Below are 23,197 nucleotides of genomic sequence, written 5' to 3'. Positions count from 1 at the left end.
GCTATTTTTCCTCGTCGGATTACCAAACTGTTCTGTCTCTATTATAACAAAAAAAGACACAAATCATCAGATAATGTCATGGACAATATCGGCTAATCTTTGTGTCTCTCATCTTCATTATTCTGTATCAAACCCGTTCTCTATCTTCGCTTCATCGTTCTCAACAAAGCCAAAAGCGCTAATCGGGGCATACTTAAATTTCAGTTCACCTAAAATATCTTTTTGTTTAATGGCACCAAATGTTCTGCTATCTGCTTTAACATCCCTGGCATCATTTAGGATCCAGTAGGTTTTAGCAGCCAACTTATCTTGCCGAAAATCTGTGGTAAAATCGTCATCATGGGTCTTGAGATAGGTTGCTTGATTTTGCTTAATGTAAGGCTCTGTCAAGATGATTTGATTCAAATAAACCACATTATCCATAGCCACGACGCTTTGTCCTGGTGTGCCAATAATCCGACCCACATATTTTTTACCATGGTGTCGATAAGCCACCAAATCCAAATTTTCAAGTTTTGTGCGTTTCATGGCAAAAACCTGTGTTTTGTTAGGTAAGATCGGCGACATATTATTATTATGAATCCTGATTGGTTCAAATACAAAGAACCGAATGATAAGCAGGATACCGATGACAATCAAGCCAATCAAAATGTTGCGATATAAGTCTCTTTTTACCATTTGCTAAAACTTTCTAAAATAAAAGCGAACCCTGTCGCTTTATCTATACGGATATATTGTTACCAATTTCACTGATATATCAAACAATCGATAACCCCAAACTTAACCTCTTGCACTTACCAAGCTAGCTGCTTTATAAGGCAAGATTATACATTTTAATTGCTTCTTCCAAGGCCTCAGGATACGCTTTTAGTGTCTTAGTCAATTTACCATTAACAAAGACATCATAGGCATCATCAGCATTATTTTTGATTTCAGCAACTGTTTTTTTACCAACTGTTAAAACCACGCCATCTTGACTATCAGAAATTTGAATTTCCGTTTCTTTTTTCTTACTCATAGACCTATTATATCTGAAAAAAACGTTTTTTTCAAGACTAGAGATTAGATCAAAAAAAGTCTAGATGATGGTTACATCACTTAGACTTTGTCATAATCAGGCATTTAATTCTGCTAAAATACCTTTAATTTGATCTTTTGTATGGACTCCAGCAACTTGTTTCACTACTTCACCATCTTTTTTGAAGAGTAGTGTTGGGATGCTCATGACACCAAATGTTTGTGGTGTCGCAGGATTTTCATCTACGTCCATCTTGACGATTTTAAGTTCGCTTTCATCAAGTTCTTCAGAAAGTTGATCCAAAATAGGACCTTGCATTCTACAAGGGCCACACCATGTTGCCCAAAAGTCAACAAGCACGATGCCATCTTTTGTTTCTTCTTGGAAAGTTGCATCCGTTACTTCTACAGTCATATTAACCACCTCTATTTGTTTTACTAGCTCTATTCTACCTTAAAGTTTTAGGTTTGTCTCATAATTTGCACACGAAATACCACGTCCTGATTTCCACTATAAATCAGTGAGTTTTGGCAAGATTCTTTGTACCTATAAGATCAGATTATCCGCTATATTTAATCGTCTATAACAGCTTGATACCTAGACGCTAGCCTACCTTTTCAGTTGACAACTCTCATCTGTTTTGAGATAATAAAGATGTTGAAGGCATTCAATTCAACACAGCGAGTTAAAATAAGCGGAACCTTCACCTTTGGGTTTGAGGGTCAGTGCGTATCCACCTCTTTTGAGGACGTCCTGTCATCGGGACTTTTTTTTTACAAAAAAATAAGCCCATCGGCTTATGTTTTCATACAACTTTTGTTGTCCAACTTTCGCAATCAATCGTTTCAGTCACGATATCTTGATAGAACTCAGGTTCATGACTCACCATCAGGATCGTCCCTTTATAGGCCTGTAGCGCACGTTTCAATTCATCCTTAGCATCTACATCGAGGTGATTGGTCGGTTCATCCATGACTAGAATATTTGATTCATGGTTCATGATTTTACCTAGACGGAGTTTAGATTGCTCACCACCAGATAGGACATAGACACGACTTTCGATCTGTTTCGTCCCTAAGCCACATCTTGCTAATGCCGCTCTTACCTCTGCTTGGTTTAGCGTAGAGAACGTATCCCAGTATTCCTCTAAAACCGTTTTTTGACTGGGATTTTTATCTTCTTGTGCAAAATAACCGATTTCTTGGAATTCACCTTGAAGCACAGTTCCTGATAAAGGCTTCAATTCACCTAGTAAAGATTTAAGCAGGGTTGATTTACCGATACCATTTGATCCCGTAAAGGCAACTTTTTGCCCGCGTTCGACAGTCAAGTTAATCGGACTAGATAGCGGTTCAGAAGCATCATAGCCAATCACCAAATCAGTCGCTTCAAAAATCAGCTTGCTAGCTGTTCTAGCAAGTTTGAAGTCAAAACTCGGCTTAGCTTTTTCTTGAATCGTCTCGACAAACGTCATCTTGTCTAGCTTCTTCTGGCGTGCTTTTGCTTGACCAGATGTCGCGACATTTGCCTTTTTCTTAGCGATAAAGTCTTTTAATTTAGCTGCTTCCGCCTGCTGTGCTCCAGCAAGTGAGGCTAGCTGTTTTTTCTTTTCTTCAAATAAACGCTCAAAGTTATGGTAATCCCCAACATAACGATCGATTTTCTGTTGGTTAACATGATAGATAATGTTGATGACATCATTCATAAAGTCAACATCATGCGAAATCAAAACAAAGGCATTCTCATAAGCTTGTAGATAACTTCTCAACCAGTTGATATGTTCTTCATCTAAGTAGTTAGTCGGTTCATCCAAAAGTAAAATATCTGGTTTCTCTAACAACAATTTACCCAGTAAAATCTTAGTGCGTTGGCCACCTGATAAATCGGCGACATCTTTTTCCAGGAAGTCACCCAGACCTAGACCCCGCGCGATTTCATCTACCTTAGCATCTATCAAGTAAAAGTCAGAATTATCCAGTGTATCTTGTAGGCTGGCTGCTTGTTCTAGTGCGACTGTCATCTCATCATCCAGCATCTCGCCCATGCGCCCGTAGATGTCATTCATCTCAGTTTCGGCATCTAGTAGATACTGGAAAGCTTCAGATAGCGATTGGCGAGTTGTCTTGCCTTTACCTAGCGCAGCATGCTGATCCATATAGCCCACACGATGCTTGGTCGACCAAGTGATTTTACCTTCATCAGGCTGTAAAGCACCCGTGATAATATTCATGAAGGTCGATTTCCCTTCGCCATTTGCTCCCACAAAGCCTATATGTTCACCTTTAAGCAAGCGGAAATTGACATCATCAAAAATCGCACGATCGCCGAAGCCATGACTTAGTTTTTGTACTGTTAAAATACTCATTAATTATTTTTTCTCCGTTATTTTTTCATCACTTTCTATAGTTTAACAGAATTTTGGGGAATAAAAAAGGACTGATAGGCTTGGTGGGGGCTATCACTCATCTTAAATCAGCTACTATAATATGTTCAATATGGTGATTTTAATAAAAATATCTAATAGGCGCTTTCCTAACAAGTCGCTTATGTATTTGTACGCAGAAGCAAGAAGACTCGAAAATCACTCTTATACGCTATAGTGTAAAAGTCTTTTTAGTAACGATATATGACGATGCTGACAGAATCAATCCCCGCAGGTGCGGGTAAAAGAGTGGTTATATAATGAATTTGTAACCGAAATGGGGATCACCCCCGCAGGTGCGGGTAAAAGTTGCCGAAGAAAAAGAAATGTTAGGTAATATTAGGATCACCCCCGCAGGTGCGGGTAAAAGTCAATAGGAGTGGTCGCAGCAACAGGAATACTAGGATCACCCCCGCAGGTGCGGGTAAAAGTGCCATTTGCTTCAAGAATTGCAGGGGACATTAGGATCACCCCCGCAGGTGCGGGTAAAAGAAAATATCTGGTTTACATGGATAAAGCTCGCCAGGATCACCCCCGCAGGTGCGGGTAAAAGTTTAACGTCTGCAACTGCTAAAAAGACGAGATAGGATCACCCCCGCAGGTGCGGGTAAAAGTCTAATAATTTGACGATACTGTCAACCCGATTGGGATCACCCCCGCAGGTGCGGGTAAAAGGAAGACTTGATATAAGCGATTCTACATTTTTCAGGATCACCCCCGCAGGTGCGGGTAAAAGCATCTTTTTCCTCCTTACGCAAGAATGACGATAGGATCACCCCCGCAGGTGCGGGTAAAAGTTACTTATAAGTTGTTCGACATCATGCTAACTGGGATCACCCCCGCAGGTGCGGGTAAAAGTGGAACAGATGCGTGCCATGATGCGTGAAGAGAGGATCACCCCCGCAGGTGCGGGTAAAAGAGCAGGTAAATGAAACGTCATTATCTTCGTAAGGGATCACCCCCGCAGGTGCGGGTAAAAGATAAGTACGAAAAAGAGTTTAACTCACTGGGCAGGATCACCCCCGCAGGTGCGGGTAAAAGCATTTTAACTTAGTACATACTGATGACGTGGTGGGATCACCCCCGCAGGTGCGGGTAAAAGAAAGGTAATGGCGTAGATATTGGCCAACGTAGGGGATCACCCCCGCAGGTGCGGGTAAAAGTATGCCAATCAATGTAAGCACCAAAGCATTTGGGGATCACCCCCGCAGGTGCGGGTAAAAGAGCAGGTAAATGAAACGTCATTATCTTCGTAAGGGATCACCCCCGCAGGTGCGGGTAAAAGAGATTTTGAATATATACTACCGCAAGGCAATTTAGGATCACCCCCGCAGGTGCGGGTAAAAGTGGCGATGACGTTGTCAAAACTTGGGGAAGTAAGGATCACCCCCGCAGGTGCGGGTAAAAGAACTTTTGCCTTTACTATCTGTATGCGTCACTGGGATCACCCCCGCAGGTGCGGGTAAAAGCAGTTCTTTTATAAGACCAATTTATGATAGTTAGGATCACCCCCGCAGGTGCGGGTAAAAGTTAGTATTTCCGATATAGCTCTAGCCCATCCAGGGATCACCCCCGCAGGTGCGGGTAAAAGTCCGTACCGTAAATCCATCGTTTGTCTTTTTTAGGATCACCCCCGCAGGTGCGGGTAAAAGTGTCGCATACATAGCCGGATTAGACTGTAAATAGGATCACCCCCGCAGGTGCGGGTAAAAGCTAAAACAGGTAATGGTAAACAAAAGGTTGCTAGGATCACCCCCGCAGGTGCGGGTAAAAGGAAAAAAAGAAAAAAGGTGAAATAATGATTTTAGGATCACCCCCGCAGGTGCGGGTAAAAGCAAATGGCTGCAAGTTATTATGCGCATCTGCCGGGATCACCCCCGCAGGTGCGGGTAAAAGAACATTTTTCATCGCAAATATAAAAATAATTGAGGATCACCCCCGCAGGTGCGGGTAAAAGCCCTCATTAACTAAAATAATATATTTAACAAGGGGATCACCCCCGCAGGTGCGGGTAAAAGGAACCATAGATAATTTATCATACAATTCAAACAGGATCACCCCCGCAGGTGCGGGTAAAAGGATGAACACGTAAGTGAAGCATATATAAGAAATAGGATCACCCCCGCAGGTGCGGGTAAAAGGAATCCAAGAGCAGATGATTTACTAAGAGAGGAGGATCACCCCCGCAGGTGCGGGTAAAAGTTTCATTAAGACTAGAACCTTTTGTAATTTCAAGGATCACCCCCGCAGGTGCGGGTAAAAGAAAACGAAAAGCTAATATTAATGATTTGCGAGAGGATCACCCCCGCAGGTGCGGGTAAAAGCACTTGACTTAAACAGAATCAGAGCTGAACGAAGGATCACCCCCGCAGGTGCGGGTAAAAGCCTTAAAATTTTGCAAATTACAGAATTAGCAGAGGATCACCCCCGCAGGTGCGGGTAAAAGTTCAACAGTGTAAGTAGTGCAGTGAGTGGCGTGGGATCACCCCCGCAGGTGCGGGTAAAAGCGATATATTCGTGATCACTAGAAAATAAGGTGAGGATCACCCCCGCAGGTGCGGGTAAAAGACAATTTTGAAATCTTTTAGATTCAGCTTGCCAGGATCACCCCCGCAGGTGCGGGTAAAAGTGTTCCATAAATTCCTCAGGTTTCATTGCATTAGGATCACCCCCGCAGGTGCGGGTAAAAGTGGGTAATATCAGTTTTATCAGTGTCAATCTCTAGGATCACCCCCGCAGGTGCGGGTAAAAGTAATATTTTTTAATCTGTTAGGGATTTTGGTAGGGATCACCCCCGCAGGTGCGGGTAAAAGGACTTGAATTTGAAGCACATTAATTTCAGGTCGGGATCACCCCCGCAGGTGCGGGTAAAAGTTAGTCCTAAACCAATGCCAGACCCATATTCAAGGATCACCCCCGCAGGTGCGGGTAAAAGGACTTGAATTTGAAGCACATTAATTTCAGGTCGGGATCACCCCCGCAGGTGCGGGTAAAAGTTAGTCCTAAACCAATGCCAGACCCATATTCAAGGATCACCCCCGCAGGTGCGGGTAAAAGTCCTTGCGAAGTGTATCGTAAGTATTGCCAAGCGGGATCACCCCCGCAGGTGCGGGTAAAAGAAACTAGAAGGTAATGCTAAAAATAATGACCTGGGATCACCCCCGCAGGTGCGGGTAAAAGTACAATAAGTAATCTTTATGATTTAGAGTTGGAGGATCACCCCCGCAGGTGCGGGTAAAAGCTGCTATATACTACGACACCCCTCAAGGTGTTAGGATCACCCCCGCAGGTGCGGGTAAAAGTACAATAAGTAATCTTTATGATTTAGAGTTGGAGGATCACCCCCGCAGGTGCGGGTAAAAGCTGCTATATACTACGACACCCCTCAAGGTGTTAGGATCACCCCCGCAGGTGCGGGTAAAAGCTATTCCCAAGCGTTGGAAAGTCACCAAATTCAGGATCACCCCCGCAGGTGCGGGTAAAAGTATTTAACCCTAGTTGGAAAAAATATATTCAAAGGATCACCCCCGCAGGTGCGGGTAAAAGATTTCGTAATTTCCAGACACAGCGAACGCCATAGGATCACCCCCGCAGGTGCGGGTAAAAGAAGAGAGGTATGCAAGTGGCACGTAAGAATCAGGGATCACCCCCGCAGGTGCGGGTAAAAGTTAATTTAACTATTATATTAGTTAAGTTGTTTGGGATCACCCCCGCAGGTGCGGGTAAAAGGTTTAGTTGTCAAACATTAATTACTTATTTTCGGGATCACCCCCGCAGGTGCGGGTAAAAGAAATGAAAATCTCAAACTAATTTACCAAACTCAGGATCACCCCCGCAGGTGCGGGTAAAAGCATGGATATAACATCATTTATTTGATATTGATAGGATCACCCCCGCAGGTGCGGGTAAAAGCACATAACGCTAATAAATATGATAATCATTTTAGGATCACCCCCGCAGGTGCGGGTAAAAGTTGGGAAAACCGTTTCCAATCAGTTGTTTACCCAGGATCACCCCCGCAGGTGCGGGTAAAAGTTTCAGACGGAGAGTGGCAAGAAGCTATCAGAAGGATCACCCCCGCAGGTGCGGGTAAAAGCAAAATCATCGCTTACCGATTCAGATAAATTCAGGATCACCCCCGCAGGTGCGGGTAAAAGTCATCTTTTGCCTCTCTACCAAATGGATTTTCAGGATCACCCCCGCAGGTGCGGGTAAAAGGGCCTAAAGCTGTATAAGTCTTACCAGTTCCCAGGATCACCCCCGCAGGTGCGGGTAAAAGTAAAAGGGTCTTGATTGGTTGGTGAATTTGCAAGGATCACCCCCGCAGGTGCGGGTAAAAGATTGTAAAATCTGGTGGTATTCGAGGTTCAGCAGGATCACCCCCGCAGGTGCGGGTAAAAGGACAATGAACTGATGGGGTTAAATTACAAGAAAGGATCACCCCCGCAGGTGCGGGTAAAAGACCAGTCTAAACTTTGACCAGCGTTATCGTTTAGGATCACCCCCGCAGGTGCGGGTAAAAGTTTAGAACTAATGAGAGGTGATGAAGATGCCGAGGATCACCCCCGCAGGTGCGGGTAAAAGCAGGTAATGACGCTATGACCACTGCTGTATTCGGGATCACCCCCGCAGGTGCGGGTAAAAGTCAACTTTGAACGTGCCATAAGCCGTGAACTCAGGATCACCCCCGCAGGTGCGGGTAAAAGAAAGCATTCTGCGATGCTAATTATGGTTACTCAGGATCACCCCCGCAGGTGCGGGTAAAAGTGGATTTATGCCAGCAGAGGTAGCAGTTAAAGAGGATCACCCCCGCAGGTGCGGGTAAAAGGTATTGTTTGGGATGATGGTCGCGCATTTATCAGGATCACCCCCGCAGGTGCGGGTAAAAGCTAATCGCTGGACCGTCTAAGGCTGGTAAATCAGGATCACCCCCGCAGGTGCGGGTAAAAGGATTAGATAGCCACCCAGCAGTGATTGGAAATAGGATCACCCCCGCAGGTGCGGGTAAAAGGCAAGTCTAAATTTGAGGTTGGCGACTATGTAGGGATCACCCCCGCAGGTGCGGGTAAAAGTGGTAAAAAAACTATAACACATCAACAAGAATAGGATCACCCCCGCAGGTGCGGGTAAAAGTTCATTTTCACCACTTTTTCTACATCAGATGAAGGATCACCCCCGCAGGTGCGGGTAAAAGTTCCGTATTGATTCAGTATATCCGCATCATACAGGATCACCCCCGCAGGTGCGGGTAAAAGAGCGTTCAAAATATAATTTTTTGAATGTTTATAGGATCACCCCCGCAGGTGCGGGTAAAAGTCAGTTATTGATAGAATTAAATCACAATAACCAGGATCACCCCCGCAGGTGCGGGTAAAAGAACACCGCTTCCGATGATGATTGGATCTAATGGGGATCACCCCCGCAGGTGCGGGTAAAAGGCCTGACATTATCGCTTGTGACGATATTGGTAAGGATCACCCCCGCAGGTGCGGGTAAAAGGGCAAACAGGTTATAAGTATACTAGTTCAGCTGGGATCACCCCCGCAGGTGCGGGTAAAAGTTTTATAGTAATGTCCTTTTAATTTATATTTCAGGATCACCCCCGCAGGTGCGGGTAAAAGCTTATGCAATTTCAAGAAAATTTCACTTACATAGGATCACCCCCGCAGGTGCGGGTAAAAGGAACCTGGTCGAGACAAGTCATATCGACAAGGAGGATCACCCCCGCAGGTGCGGGTAAAAGGTCAAGAAAGCGCTAAAAAAATAGAGGCTTACAGGATCACCCCCGCAGGTGCGGGTAAAAGGCAGATAAGACAAGACCTTATCTTGTGATGTTGGGATCACCCCCGCAGGTGCGGGTAAAAGATAGTGTGCTTGCCATACTTTAAACTCGCCATAGGATCACCCCCGCAGGTGCGGGTAAAAGCAAGATAAAGTAGATGCTAAAAATTTGAGTTTGGGATCACCCCCGCAGGTGCGGGTAAAAGTTCAAAATTTACAAAAGCTGATGCGTACACCCAGGATCACCCCCGCAGGTGCGGGTAAAAGTACCATACAGCGATAAAAAGCCGTGTGAGGTCAGGATCACCCCCGCAGGTGCGGGTAAAAGCCTGTGAACAGAGAAACAGGAGAGTGTTTAGAAGGATCACCCCCGCAGGTGCGGGTAAAAGTTCAAAATTTACAAAAGCTGATGCGTACACCCAGGATCACCCCCGCAGGTGCGGGTAAAAGTGTGAGTTATGCGCGATATATGACTAGAGGATAGGATCACCCCCGCAGGTGCGGGTAAAAGCCTGTGAACAGAGAAACAGGAGAGTGTTTAGAAGGATCACCCCCGCAGGTGCGGGTAAAAGTTACTTCCCACTCACGGCATACAGGCTGGATCAGGATCACCCCCGCAGGTGCGGGTAAAAGCAAAAATAGTTTTTTAAGGTTGCTTTGTTAGCAGGATCACCCCCGCAGGTGCGGGTAAAAGTTTGGACTGCTGTTACTACAACTGTTCAAAGTGGGATCACCCCCGCAGGTGCGGGTAAAAGTCCGGATTTTCGTATATATTTCCGATGACTACAGGATCACCCCCGCAGGTGCGGGTAAAAGTATACTGTAGTATCATAGCTTGACATCGTGTTAGGATCACCCCCGCAGGTGCGGGTAAAAGTTTGGACTGCTGTTACTACAACTGTTCAAANTCACCCCCGCAGGTGCGGGTAAAAGTATACTGTAGTATCATAGCTTGACATCGTGTTAGGATCACCCCCGCAGGTGCGGGTAAAAGTGGACCGTTCCTAGATTCCTGTCATTTATGATAGGATCACCCCCGCAGGTGCGGGTAAAAGACACTTCTACGACATCGCCAATTTCTGCTTTGAGGATCACCCCCGCAGGTGCGGGTAAAAGTTAAATAATATCGGCGATTATGAATTTAAGATAGGATCACCCCCGCAGGTGCGGGTAAAAGTGGACCGTTCCTAGATTCCTGTCATTTATGATAGGATCACCCCCGCAGGTGCGGGTAAAAGGAATCAAAAAAAACTTTGCAAAAATCACTGTCAGGATCACCCCCGCAGGTGCGGGTAAAAGATAACACGGTTTCCCGTGTTAGTCAAGTATTTAGGATCACCCCCGCAGGTGCGGGTAAAAGGAATTTCTTGTACTTTGTTTACTAAATTTTCCAGGATCACCCCCGCAGGTGCGGGTAAAAGGAATCAAAAAAAACTTTGCAAAAATCACTGTCAGGATCACCCCCGCAGGTGCGGGTAAAAGGATGCCGTCGAAGACTGCAAGTGCAGTACTGAAGGATCACCCCCGCAGGTGCGGGTAAAAGGAATTTCTTGTACTTTGTTTACTAAATTTTCCAGGATCACCCCCGCAGGTGCGGGTAAAAGTTGTGGTCATTTTAATCCGTTGACCTTTTGTTAGGATCACCCCCGCAGGTGCGGGTAAAAGGATCCAGATAAATACTGATATAAATGACGAATAGGATCACCCCCGCAGGTGCGGGTAAAAGAATACGTAAGTTTCGCCTAGCTTACCAGCATAAGGATCACCCCCGCAGGTGCGGGTAAAAGTTGTGGTCATTTTAATCCGTTGACCTTTTGTTAGGATCACCCCCGCAGGTGCGGGTAAAAGTTGGTACATATTTATCAGTCCGTGGTTTTGTAGGGATCACCCCCGCAGGTGCGGGTAAAAGAATACGTAAGTTTCGCCTAGCTTACCAGCATAAGGATCACCCCCGCAGGTGCGGGTAAAAGGGCAAACAGGTTATAAGTATACTAGTTCAGCTGGGATCACCCCCGCAGGTGCGGGTAAAAGAGCAACGGAAAGGGTAAAAAGCCAACAATAACAGGATCACCCCCGCAGGTGCGGGTAAAAGAGACTAACAAAGTGAAGCGTGAGCAGATAAAGAGGATCACCCCCGCAGGTGCGGGTAAAAGGTAATCTTTTTCAACTTGCTTTTTATCAAATTAGGATCACCCCCGCAGGTGCGGGTAAAAGTTGCCTGTATAGCACTGCGATTTTCGATGCTGAGGATCACCCCCGCAGGTGCGGGTAAAAGAAGACGATGGACATGGATTGGGATGCGGTTAAGGGATCACCCCCGCAGGTGCGGGTAAAAGCTGCTTTTAAAACTAGCCCCAGCATTAAAAATAGGATCACCCCCGCAGGTGCGGGTAAAAGATCAATTCTTCGTATAGCGCACCTTTTTGGTCAGGATCACCCCCGCAGGTGCGGGTAAAAGACTCTTATCACTGGTCTGTCATAGTCTGGATTGGGATCACCCCCGCAGGTGCGGGTAAAAGTTGGAAATTGCAAGACAACGAGGTCTCAACCCAGGATCACCCCCGCAGGTGCGGGTAAAAGATCGAGTTTGAAAACGATAGAAAGCTATCACCTGGGATCACCCCCGCAGGTGCGGGTAAAAGGTAGCAAATGCAACAAACGGCTTTACTATGTCAGGATCACCCCCGCAGGTGCGGGTAAAAGATTTCATATAAGCAAAATTCTTTATATGTCAAAGGATCACCCCCGCAGGTGCGGGTAAAAGTTTCTTTTCCCTACCATCCACCCTATATAAATAGGATCACCCCCGCAGGTGCGGGTAAAAGAAGCGGAGTTACTAGATTCAATCTTGATTGAAAGGATCACCCCCGCAGGTGCGGGTAAAAGCAATCAACTGACCGATGCTAACACGGCACTAGGGGATCACCCCCGCAGGTGCGGGTAAAAGTATTCTTCTTGCTCACGTTGACTTGCTTCTTCAGGATCACCCCCGCAGGTGCGGGTAAAAGGCATCTAATGCTTGGAGCGGTATTACAGGTGTAGGATCACCCCCGCAGGTGCGGGTAAAAGTGGAAATTACTTGATTTGGGAAATAGGTAGACGGGATCACCCCCGCAGGTGCGGGTAAAAGTTGACAACGTACGTGAAGCTTTAGAACAACTAAGGATCACCCCCGCAGGTGCGGGTAAAAGCTTTCTGAAATGAATTTTTCTGTCTTGTATTTAGGATCACCCCCGCAGGTGCGGGTAAAAGGGTAATACCCGCTTGTCTTTAATGCCTTTGAAAGGATCACCCCCGCAGGTGCGGGTAAAAGACGGTATCTAATGTTTATTTTAACCAAAATGAAGGATCACCCCCGCAGGTGCGGGTAAAAGATTATTTAAAATAATTGGAGAAAACACTTGACAGGATCACCCCCGCAGGTGCGGGTAAAAGGTTTGTTTCTTTAGAAACCTTTATGACTGTATGGGATCACCCCCGCAGGTGCGGGTAAAAGATAGAATCTCTTTCATCTCGCAAGCTGTCTATAGGATCACCCCCGCAGGTGCGGGTAAAAGCTACAGCGTGCAAATGAGAGCCTACAGCGTGAAGGGATCACCCCCGCAGGTGCGGGTAAAAGAATAATTTAACTCATGGAAATTTTTCAATCTGGGGATCACCCCCGCAGGTGCGGGTAAAAGGTCGTAATTTAGGTTTTCAAAATCTATACGCTAGGATCACCCCCGCAGGTGCGGGTAAAAGCTAAAGCTTCACGTACGTTATCAAATTCAATCAGGATCACCCCCGCAGGTGCGGGTAAAAGTCAAGTAATTTCCAGCTTCTTCATAAGATTTTAGGATCACCCCCGCAGGTGCGGGTAAAAGTTACGACTTGAGTCGTATTTTCCGTCAAGTTCAGGATCACCCCCGCAGGTGCGGGTAAAAGGTATAGGTTTTCCGAAGGGTATACGCTTGATGAGGATCACCCCCGCAGGTGCGGGTAAAAGCTCTGGTGTACGTTTGTCGGACGTTTGTCTGGAGGATCACCCCCGCAGGTGCGGGTAAAAGATAGAACAGGCTGAGTCTGAAATAAAAAGGCTAGGATCACCCCCGCAGGTGCGGGTAAAAGCAAGTCCGATCGAGTAAATTTCTATGTCATCTAGGATCACCCCCGCAGGTGCGGGTAAAAGCCGCAGGCTTTACTTGATGCTTTCGGGCATGAAGGATCACCCCCGCAGGTGCGGGTAAAAGTAAAGTTCGGATGACCGAATAGAAAGGAAACGAGGATCACCCCCGCAGGTGCGGGTAAAAGATGTGGTTCAATACGGTGAAAACTTAAGTGGCAGGATCACCCCCGCAGGTGCGGGTAAAAGCACGATAGCCGTCTGGCTTTTCAAGTGGATAAGGGATCACCCCCGCAGGTGCGGGTAAAAGGCTCAATGTATGCTTGCTTATCGAAGTCAGCGAGGATCACCCCCGCAGGTGCGGGTAAAAGGCTCAATGTATGCTTGCTTATCGAAGTCAGCGAGGATCACCCCCGCAGGTGCGGGTAAAAGAAAACAGCCGATGAGCGAGTTAATGAAGCGGTAGGATCACCCCCGCAGGTGCGGGTAAAAGGTATCCTGACTATAATGTCACGCCAGTTCCGAAGGATCACCCCCGCAGGTGCGGGTAAAAGTTTGGGGGTTGAATTGGCAGACGATAAAAAGTAGGATCACCCCCGCAGGTGCGGGTAAAAGTGATGATCAAATACTTCTTGCCGATATCGGTTAGGATCACCCCCGCAGGTGCGGGTAAAAGTTGATAATTTTCGTAAGCAGTTTTAATTAACTAGGATCACCCCCGCAGGTGCGGGTAAAAGCTGAAATTGTAAAGTTTTCTGGATTGCTGAATAGGATCACCCCCGCAGGTGCGGGTAAAAGTCATGAGGCGGAAGAATGAATAAAAGTAAAACAGGATCACCCCCGCAGGTGCGGGTAAAAGTTTAGTTCAATCACTAAAATTGATAGAAACACCGGATCACCCCCGCAGGTGCGGGTAAAAGGAAAAGCCAGACGGCTATCGTGATGTTTGGGGGGGATCACCCCCGCAGGTGCGGGTAAAAGCAATTATCCAAGTTTGAAAAATACATGTAGCCAGGATCACCCCCGCAGGTGCGGGTAAAAGTCTCTTCCGTTTTAAGGAGATAATTCATGGATAGGATCACCCCCGCAGGTGCGGGTAAAAGGATAAAAATAAAGCAGTTTTGCAGTAGGAGACAGGATCACCCCCGCAGGTGCGGGTAAAAGGTTCACGTTTACGGTGTGTTCTTTTGATATCAAGGATCACCCCCGCAGGTGCGGGTAAAAGAACTTACCTTCCATGGAAATGAAGTCCTGTATAGGATCACCCCCGCAGGTGCGGGTAAAAGTCGCCAATGGATTTGAATGATGATTCTCTTCCGGGATCACCCCCGCAGGTGCGGGTAAAAGTGTGAGTTATGCGCGATATATGACTAGAGGGTAGGATCACCCCCGCAGGTGCGGGTAAAAGCATCAGACTGTAACACTTTAGACCCGTCAAGAAGGATCACCCCCGCAGGTGCGGGTAAAAGCTACTGATAAGAAGATTATCAGTGGCTATTTTAGGATCACCCCCGCAGGTGCGGGTAAAAGAAAATCAACCTCTGTGAATGTTGGGTTTGCTAAGGATCACCCCCGCAGGTGCGGGTAAAAGTTAGTAGCGACTGTGATCTGCATACCATAGCGAGGATCACCCCCGCAGGTGCGGGTAAAAGGCGACTCCGTTTTTGAAGAATATCGCATCTGTAGGATCACCCCCGCAGGTGCGGGTAAAAGATAAAACGATTCCTAAAATTGTGATTTTTTTCAGGATCACCCCCGCAGGTGCGGGTAAAAGGTATCGGAATTGCAATTGGTGCGATTATCTTAAGGATCACCCCCGCAGGTGCGGGTAAAAGGCCCCATTGTAATAGCCAATCGGGTCTATTCCAGGATCACCCCCGCAGGTGCGGGTAAAAGGCAAACGCAGACAGCGAGAGAGGTTAGCTCCTGGGATCACCCCCGCAGGTGCGGGTAAAAGTTTTATTCTCGATATCTAAACCTATTGAATATAGGATCACCCCCGCAGGTGCGGGTAAAAGCATAAAGTTCGATAGCAAAGCAGAAGCGCTTTAGGATCACCCCCGCAGGTGCGGGTAAAAGCAAACTGGGTTAAAAAGGGTGCTTTGATTGGTAGGATCACCCCCGCAGGTGCGGGTAAAAGTGAGGTAAGTTAAACACAATTGCGCTGTATTCGGGATCACCCCCGCAGGTGCGGGTAAAAGTTATCTAAGTTGCATGATTTAACGGCCGCTGCAGGATCACCCCCGCAGGTGCGGGTAAAAGTGGTGTTTGGGGGTGTAAATGGCCGATAAACGGGGATCACCCCCGCAGGTGCGGGTAAAAGTAGAGAAACTAGAAGCTTTTGAAAAATGGCTGAGGATCACCCCCGCAGGTGCGGGTAAAAGATAGTTACTCTTATCATAGCAGTTGTTTCAGCAGGATCACCCCCGCAGGTGCGGGTAAAAGGTATGGTTATATTGTGACAAGCGGGTAATGCCGGGATCACCCCCGCAGGTGCGGGTAAAAGGTCAACAAAAGTTTCTTAAATTATCTAAGGCTAGGATCACCCCCGCAGGTGCGGGTAAAAGGTTTGATGCGACTATTGCAGAACAAAAGATTTAGGATCACCCCCGCAGGTGCGGGTAAAAGCTTCAATTATTTCAATTGCTTCTTCAAATGTCAGGATCACCCCCGCAGGTGCGGGTAAAAGTCTGAAACTTCTTCCAGTTTTTTCGTTAAGATAGGATCACCCCCGCAGGTGCGGGTAAAAGACTTGACGTATCAACCCTTGAAACACCTTGCGAGGATCACCCCCGCAGGTGCGGGTAAAAGATACCTGTGCTAGTGTCTGCTATATCTTCAAAGGGATCACCCCCGCAGGTGCGGGTAAAAGTGATATTGTTCTGCGTGTAGACGCTGTCACGATTAGGATCACCCCCGCAGGTGCGGGTAAAAGTAAAGAATTCAACGGAACACCAGCTGAGACTTAGGATCACCCCCGCAGGTGCGGGTAAAAGTCACGATAACAGATTTAGGGAATCGACACCTGAGGATCACCCCCGCAGGTGCGGGTAAAAGCATTTTTATACCGCCCTTTCAATTTTTCCTCAAGGATCACCCCCGCAGGTGCGGGTAAAAGTGAGCTTGTTCCAGTTGAGGATAACGAGTGAAAGGATCACCCCCGCAGGTGCGGGTAAAAGAGCGATTAGGTAGTAAAGCTTGTAAAAAGTGTGGGATCACCCCCGCAGGTGCGGGTAAAAGATGTCAGTGTTTATCTGAATGAAATCCGCTTCAGGATCACCCCCGCAGGTGCGGGTAAAAGGGAATATGTCAAATGGGAGAGAGTAAATAGCTAGGATCACCCCCGCAGGTGCGGGTAAAAGGTAATGAGTCTGAACTAGCTAGAACGGGAGTTGGGATCACCCCCGCAGGTGCGGGTAAAAGTACGTACCAGTTAACTAAGTCCCAGCATTTATAGGATCACCCCCGCAGGTGCGGGTAAAAGTACCTCTACAGAACTTACCTCCCACTTGATAGGGGATCACCCCCGCAGGTGCGGGTAAAAGCATTTTCATATTCCCCATTTATAGCGTTGGAAAGGATCACCCCCGCAGGTGCGGGTAAAAGTAATATCGTACCGTTGCGAACTCGCCAACTTCAGGATCACCCCCGCAGGTGCGGGTAAAAGATCTGTGGAGAAATAGCTGTTGAGCTGTTGATAGGATCACCCCCGCAGGTGCGGGTAAAAGGAAAACTTAGCAAATTGGGTTAAAAAAGGTCAGGGATCACCCCCGCAGGTGCGGGTAAAAGCTAAGACTGCTACTGATTTTTTGAGTTTTTTCAGGATCACCCCCGCAGGTGCGGGTAAAAGTGTAAAAAATTAGCGCTGACATTCGAAAAACTGGGATCACCCCCGCAGGTGCGGGTAAAAGTGTAGGCGGTCAATCAGTAGCTACATCAGGCTAGGATCACCCCCGCAGGTGCGGGTAAAAGTAATGACCTTGAGTAAGCGAACAGGAACTGATGGGATCACCCCCGCAGGTGCGGGTAAAAGCTTCTGGCGAGTAGTCGCCTAAATTGTCCACTAGGATCACCCCCGCAGGTGCGGGTAAAAGTCAACTTTACTTGTGTAATCGCCATCCATTTTAGGATCACCCCCGCAGGTGCGGGTAAAAGGTTTGTTGTTGGGGTATTTGTTCGTCAACAACGGGATCACCCCCGCAGGTGCGGGTAAAAGACTTTTTACATCATCATAAAATTTAGTATCTAGGGATCACCCCCGCAGGTGCGGGTAAAAGCCAACAATCGTTGGCCCTCATCGTCTTTTTCTGGGATCACCCCCGCAGGTGCGGGTAAAAGTGGAAACACGAGAAACTGTTAAACAGATTGAAAGGATCACCCCCGCAGGTGCGGGTAAAAGTTAATAAAACGGATAAACGGAGAACTATGTGTGGGATCACCCCCGCAGGTGCGGGTAAAAGCTGAGAATAGTCCGTATCATCAAGATACTTATGGGATCACCCCCGCAGGTGCGGGTAAAAGGAAAGATTGCATTAGTCCTTTGAAGTCATTGAAGGATCACCCCCGCAGGTGCGGGTAAAAGTAGGTACATGGTTTAGCGAATTATGGACAGGAAGGATCACCCCCGCAGGTGCGGGTAAAAGAAGAATTTTGCTTGTATGAAATTAGAAATTTAAGGATCACCCCCGCAGGTGCGGGTAAAAGCTTCAATAATATCGATTGCTTCTTCAAACGTCAGGATCACCCCCGCAGGTGCGGGTAAAAGTATACAATCATCATAGTACTATTTTACCGCTTAGGATCACCCCCGCAGGTGCGGGTAAAAGGCCGAGAGGTTGCGCATGATAGTTTGGGCGCTAGGATCACCCCCGCAGGTGCGGGTAAAAGCTAAAGTTACTATTGATTGCCCAGATTGGTTCAGGATCACCCCCGCAGGTGCGGGTAAAAGTTTGGACTGCTGTTACTACAACTGTTCAAAGTGGGATCACCCCCGCAGGTGCGGGTAAAAGACTTAAAAATCCCAAGTATTTCAGCATTAGTTTGATATGCTTTCTAAAAATCCATTCACTTTTGTAGCTAACTCAGCCGTTAATTTCGAATCTTCCAAAGCTCTATGTGGTACTAAATCTAATATACCATAAGCTTTTAAAACTGTTTGTAATTTATAATTTACTAAAAACATTTTTTCTTTTTTGACAAATCTCATCAAATCTATAAATTTATTTTCAAACGGAGAGATACCTACTTCCTTAGCCATATTCTGAATAAAATTTCTATCAAAATCAACGTTATAGCCAACCAAAGAGCTATCCTTTACAAAGTTCATAAACTCTTCAATAGCAGTCTTTGCTTCTTGACCATTTTCTAATAGAAGTCTATCAGTTATACCTGTCAGATTTATAATAGACGCAGGCAAAGTTTTATCAATTTTTATAAGTATCTGAAACTCCGATACCTTATCCCCATTAACTTTCACAGCACCAATTTCAATTATTTTATCCATTTTCAGGTCAAGACCTGTTGTTTCAATATCAAATACGACATACGTTTTTGCTTCTGCTACATCCATATTCTTATTTTGAGAGAATTTTTTTATCTTGTGAAACTTCGAAGCATCACTAAAACCATTTTTCAAGTGCTGGTTATCATCAATAATTTTAGGAAGTAAAACAAGTGGTATACCATCATAATCAATACTTCTACGGCTTGTATACAATGTTTCAAAGTCATACCCAATCTCATTTCGGCTCGAATAACTCATTGTTGCCTGACCATTTCCAATACAATCTGACACTCTATCCCACAATTTTTCTCTGATACGTGAATTAAAATTACCCACATAGACACCCGTAGCTATTTCCTGCATCCATTTTGTTAGATCACCTCGTAACTTCGCAGGTGCTTTGGTTATCGTAATAACTGTCATTGGCATAGTCTATTGTTCCTCACTGTAATTAATACCGTATTTTACATGTTCTGCTTTATCATCCCAGAGATTAATGACATCAGCATCAAACGTCTCTGATTCTGGAATATCTAGTAAATACTGTAAATCTTTGACAATTTGTTGTATTAATTTACCATCTACAAATGCATCTCTCACACGTCGTCTTGTGATTGCACCAATGTCGTCTTCGCTATTGAACTCTTGAGCAACCTCAAATGCGATTGGAATAGTTGTTTGCACCTTATACAAATCGGCAACATCATAAATAAAGGACAAATCATGACCAACATGGACAAAACCAAGACCTGGAGAAATACCCAATGCAGCTACTACACTAAAGCATAAGCCATATAACGCAACATGACCCGCACTAAGTGCTTGATTAATAACTGTGCCATCTTTAAAATTTTCTGGATCATAGTCCCGACCAGACCAGGCTACATGATATTTTTTAGAATTTTCTCGATAAACACTTCTTATACGGGCACCTTCTCTACCACGTAACTGTTGCAACGTTAAGCTAGAAACTTCTTCATTTGGAAAACGCATTTGGTACATTTTTTTAGCGACTTTTAGCTTAGTCCGAGTATTGCTAACTAATTTCGCTTGTTTCTCTAAGAAACGGCTTGAATGAGATAAAGCTCGACCATGTGCATACTGACGAACCCCACGTTCACCTACCCAAACGACACTTGTACCCGTATCTCCGATTAATTCCATCGCACGGTGTGTAATATCCGTTCCAGGTCCGAATAATAACACACTAGTCATTGCAGCTGGTATTCTGACGACACCTCTCGAATCTAAAACAGTTATGGCAGAATCTTGCTTATTTACCTTAGCATGCTCAATATATATAAAACTAACGCGGTCTCTGACACGTGGTAATTCCTGTAAGACTGTTTTCTTTGCACCAATCTGTTTTTCCATTTATTCTCCAATCGGAATAACTGTCATCATACCAAAGCCATACGCTTTTTTCTTACCCATTCCGCCAACTAGTAATGCTTTAAACTTTTTACTATCAGTAATTGTTAGATTGCCTTCATAAGTTGTCTTACTGAGTCTAGGCATTTTACCACTTTTATGTTTGAAAGTGACATATTCATGTTCTGTGATTGCAAAATCATCTGAATTAAGTTTAAAGCCATGCTTCTCTGAGCGATCCAGTAAAAATTTCTCTTGCCATGCCATTGTGACATGGGGCATCACTTGTCCACGTCCACCTGAAACTTTTTTCGAAATGACTGGATTTGCGACTAATTTAAATCGAACATAATCCCCTGACTTTAAGCTATCAATATACGGTTGATAATCTTTTATTTGACCTGTATCTTGGACGCCATACTTTTCCAGTTTCTTTATGTCAGGTTTTTCTTCACTAATTAAAAGTAAATATTTATTTTGATTCAGTTTATCAATTCGCCAGAGTTTACGGGGAAAGAGGCCTTGTGAATCGCGTACTTGATTAGGAAAACTATTCTCAACCCACCCATGATAGGCCCCTACATGTGTTAAATCTTTCATTTTTTGACGATTTTTAGTATCAATTACTACTCGAGATAAATACATCACGATCTCCCTTCTATAGCAGAAAATATATCGTGTGATAGCAACAAATCTTCTTTTCTCACTGTAATACTAGTGTGTTTAACAGGCCGAAATCCATATTGTCTCTTCTGTTGTGAAAATGACACAACATGCTCTCTAGTCATTAAACTACTGCCAGTACTTAGCAAATCAGCATCTGCATAAATATCTAGTTTTGATAGGTTCGCGTTCTTTTTTTGATACCATTTTGCAGCTTGCCATACTAGATTTGTTAATGCTAAAATCGGTTTTTCTTCAACCTCTTCAATAAAGAAATCGCTTGTCAAAGGTAAGGCACGACGACCCATAAATGTTTGAAAATAAGGTGATTTGATTGCTCTAGACACTTCTTGCATTAAAGATTCACTACCACTAATTGCAACAACGAATACCGCATCTTCTAAATAGTAGCGATTAGTCACATAAGTTCGATTGACTTTGCCATCTTTTTTAAGAGAATGGGCTGTATGAAAATCACGTAAAATTTCCCCAGGCTGATCTACTCTCACTGCAAAATCTAATTGATTTAAGGATTGAATTTCTTTATCTTGATCTCGCTTCAACCCCATACTGGCTGAAATCATGCCAATTACAGCACTTTTAGATGGATAGCGCCCAGTTTGTCGTGTCTCAAAGTGTGAATCCGTACCATATGACTGCAAGGGGCCAGCCAACTTTAATAATAGAGTTGTCATACTTATCCCCCACTTACAAATTATCTGTTAAATCACTATCTAACTGTGCTAACAAAGTATCAAAATTAAGTTGATTATTATCTTTCAAACCAATTGTCAGCATGGATAAGGGCTTAGCCACAAAACAATCCGCATCCTGTAACCCTTTTTCCAATTGTTGAATAGATTTGTCAACATAACCACCATTTGCTTTGATAGGATTTTCAAATGTATTGACAATATTAACAGGTCTATCACTGCGAAGTACGACTACAACAGCACTTGGTAAGGTTTGGTTAGCAAATGTATTAATCTTCCCAGTTGGCATCGATTTAACAAAAGCGTCAACAAATAATTTTAGGGCATTTATTGTTGCAGTTTTATCATCAAGTTGCTTAAGGAGTTCATGTGCAGCTACATTTGCATAGCGATAAAGTGTTGATGCATTATATTCTATAGTACCTAACATGCCAGCACCTGCATTATCTTCTGCTGCCAAATCATCAGTCGCAGTGAAAAAATCAAATTCTGTTTGGACTGCATGAGTAGAGATGGCATGGGCTACCTGAGCCGATGCATCTTCGTTAAGAGATGGATCATCTGCAACCATTCTACCAAATAAAGCGATATCAACTGCTGGATTATCTACTAAAATCTCTTGTAAGGCTTTTTTGTCTTTTACGCCATCAATCGCAGCTTGTGCTAGTTTCTCAACTTGAGCAGATCCTAAGAAGAATAGGGCTTTTAAACGATTATCTTTTGTTGATATTTTAGCATTGTTAAGCGTATCGTTCGCTACTTTTAGTGCGTCATCATCATTTATAGTATTATCTTTTTCTTGAATTTTATCAGCTAAATATTTTACAATCTCTAATGACCTAATCCCAACATTACTGTCAGTACCATTGGCATTAAAATAATCTCTCATCGCTTTTTTCCAGCTTTGAGAACTGACACGCGCTCTTGTTACACCACCATATTGGGCTGTCTTGGGACTTCCTGTATCATCGCGGTTGATATTTGCGGGTGGTACAGCTTGAATCACATGGATATCTAAAAATAAGTTAGTGTTTGTCATAATATGCTCCTCTATTTATCTACAGTTTCTTTAGGTTTTGGTGTATACGAATAGTAACTTTGTCCCCAACGTAATTTTACGCTATCCGAAAACCCATTTTGATACCAAAATAAATCATCAGCAAGTTGTGCATAGGAAACTTTAGTCGTATTTTTTCTTAATAGCTTAATTAGATGTCTGAGATGAACTGCTAATTCCTCAAAAGTAGTTGCGGTAATCATCGCGTTAAATCGACGATCTATCGCCTTTGAATCCCCTTCTTTACGAAGGGATTTTAATGCTTGTCCAATGTTATCTTTCCTATCAAACGTGGCAACAGGTTCACCTTTCCCTTGTTGGTGTAGCGCAAATAACTGTAGGCTTGTGAAAATAGCTAGCTCTTCCTTGGTTGGTTCACCAGTCCTACTTAAAAAATTTTCTGGTAATTCTGAAAAGACGTCTGGCCAGACCTCAGCTGTCTGATCTAAACTCCTACCTAGCGAGTTCCTTAGTCGAGCTAAAGTGGCCTTCCCACTACTTGTCTGGTTGATAGTTGAAAGTCGCTTAACTAGCCTACCAGCGACTTGAAAAACTGTGATTGTCATG

10 protein-coding genes and 2 CRISPR repeat arrays are annotated in these 23,197 nt (G+C 44.9%); all 10 genes read right to left on the bottom strand.

Features of this window, described 5'->3' with window-relative positions; translation table 11 throughout:
* Positions 1 to 117: 117 nt before the first annotated feature.
* On the bottom strand, positions 118 to 678 hold the full coding sequence (lepB, locus tag RU86_RS01550) for a signal peptidase I (protein ID WP_096813713.1): 561 nt from the start codon (positions 676 to 678) through the stop codon (positions 118 to 120).
* Positions 679 to 811: 133 nt separating this feature from the next.
* Positions 812 to 1,018, bottom strand: coding sequence for a DUF2969 family protein (locus tag RU86_RS01545; protein WP_047915782.1), 207 nt, complete (start codon positions 1,016 to 1,018; stop codon positions 812 to 814).
* Positions 1,019 to 1,114: 96 nt separating this feature from the next.
* On the bottom strand, positions 1,115 to 1,432 hold the full coding sequence (trxA, locus tag RU86_RS01540) for a thioredoxin (RefSeq protein ID WP_047915783.1): 318 nt from the start codon (positions 1,430 to 1,432) through the stop codon (positions 1,115 to 1,117).
* A 391-nt stretch (positions 1,433 to 1,823) separates the two neighbouring features.
* Positions 1,824 to 3,383: an ABC-F family ATP-binding cassette domain-containing protein gene (locus RU86_RS01535; RefSeq protein WP_096813712.1), complete on the bottom strand. Its 1,560-nt coding sequence runs from the start codon at positions 3,381 to 3,383 to the stop codon at positions 1,824 to 1,826.
* Between the two features lie 338 nt (positions 3,384 to 3,721).
* Positions 3,722 to 10,098: direct repeats of the CRISPR family, unit length 28 nt; unit sequence GGATCACCCCCGCAGGTGCGGGTAAAAG.
* Between the two features lie 88 nt (positions 10,099 to 10,186).
* Positions 10,187 to 18,332: a CRISPR direct-repeat array (repeat unit 29 nt; unit sequence AGGATCACCCCCGCAGGTGCGGGTAAAAG).
* A 26-nt stretch (positions 18,333 to 18,358) separates the two neighbouring features.
* Positions 18,359 to 19,255 (bottom strand): type I-E CRISPR-associated endoribonuclease Cas2e, encoded by an 897-nt coding sequence (gene cas2e, locus RU86_RS01530; protein WP_096813711.1) that lies wholly within the window; start codon positions 19,253 to 19,255, stop codon positions 18,359 to 18,361.
* A 3-nt stretch (positions 19,256 to 19,258) separates the two neighbouring features.
* A complete protein-coding gene (gene cas1e, locus RU86_RS01525; RefSeq protein WP_096813710.1) occupies positions 19,259 to 20,200 on the bottom strand; it encodes a type I-E CRISPR-associated endonuclease Cas1e in 942 nt (313 codons plus the stop codon).
* Complete coding sequence (gene cas6e / locus RU86_RS01520) at positions 20,201 to 20,842, bottom strand: type I-E CRISPR-associated protein Cas6/Cse3/CasE (protein WP_096813709.1); 642 nt, start codon at positions 20,840 to 20,842, stop codon at positions 20,201 to 20,203.
* Positions 20,842 to 21,555: a type I-E CRISPR-associated protein Cas5/CasD gene (gene cas5e, locus RU86_RS01515; protein WP_096813708.1), complete on the bottom strand. Its 714-nt coding sequence runs from the start codon at positions 21,553 to 21,555 to the stop codon at positions 20,842 to 20,844. The genes cas6e and cas5e overlap by 1 nt, the downstream gene beginning before the upstream one ends.
* A 13-nt stretch (positions 21,556 to 21,568) precedes the next feature.
* Positions 21,569 to 22,615, bottom strand: a complete 1,047-nt coding sequence (gene cas7e, locus RU86_RS01510; RefSeq protein ID WP_425435885.1) for a type I-E CRISPR-associated protein Cas7/Cse4/CasC — start codon at positions 22,613 to 22,615, stop codon at positions 21,569 to 21,571.
* A gap of 8 nt (positions 22,616 to 22,623) precedes the next feature.
* Positions 22,624 to 23,196 (bottom strand): type I-E CRISPR-associated protein Cse2/CasB, encoded by a 573-nt coding sequence (gene casB, locus RU86_RS01505; RefSeq protein WP_096813706.1) that lies wholly within the window; start codon positions 23,194 to 23,196, stop codon positions 22,624 to 22,626.
* Between the last annotated feature and the right edge of the window lies 1 nt (position 23,197).

This window comes from Pseudolactococcus piscium (assembly GCF_002441695.1).
Lineage (GTDB): Bacteria > Bacillota > Bacilli > Lactobacillales > Streptococcaceae > Pseudolactococcus > Pseudolactococcus piscium.
The sequence above is the reverse complement of the archived record's forward strand: the minus strand, read 5'-3'. Positions and strand labels throughout refer to the sequence as shown.

Coding starts and splice junctions, on each gene's coding strand:
- lepB (WP_096813713.1), bottom strand. CDS start 678: ATGGTAAAAAGAGACTTATATCGCAACATTTTGATTGGCTTGATTGTC.
- RU86_RS01545 (WP_047915782.1), bottom strand. CDS start 1,018: ATGAGTAAGAAAAAAGAAACGGAAATTCAAATTTCTGATAGTCAAGAT.
- trxA (WP_047915783.1), bottom strand. CDS start 1,432: ATGACTGTAGAAGTAACGGATGCAACTTTCCAAGAAGAAACAAAAGAT.
- RU86_RS01535 (WP_096813712.1), bottom strand. CDS start 3,383: ATGAGTATTTTAACAGTACAAAAACTAAGTCATGGCTTCGGCGATCGT.
- cas2e (WP_096813711.1), bottom strand. CDS start 19,255: ATGCCAATGACAGTTATTACGATAACCAAAGCACCTGCGAAGTTACGA.
- cas1e (WP_096813710.1), bottom strand. CDS start 20,200: ATGGAAAAACAGATTGGTGCAAAGAAAACAGTCTTACAGGAATTACCA.
- cas6e (WP_096813709.1), bottom strand. CDS start 20,842: ATGTATTTATCTCGAGTAGTAATTGATACTAAAAATCGTCAAAAAATG.
- cas5e (WP_096813708.1), bottom strand. CDS start 21,555: ATGACAACTCTATTATTAAAGTTGGCTGGCCCCTTGCAGTCATATGGT.
- casB (WP_096813706.1), bottom strand. CDS start 23,196: ATGACAATCACAGTTTTTCAAGTCGCTGGTAGGCTAGTTAAGCGACTT.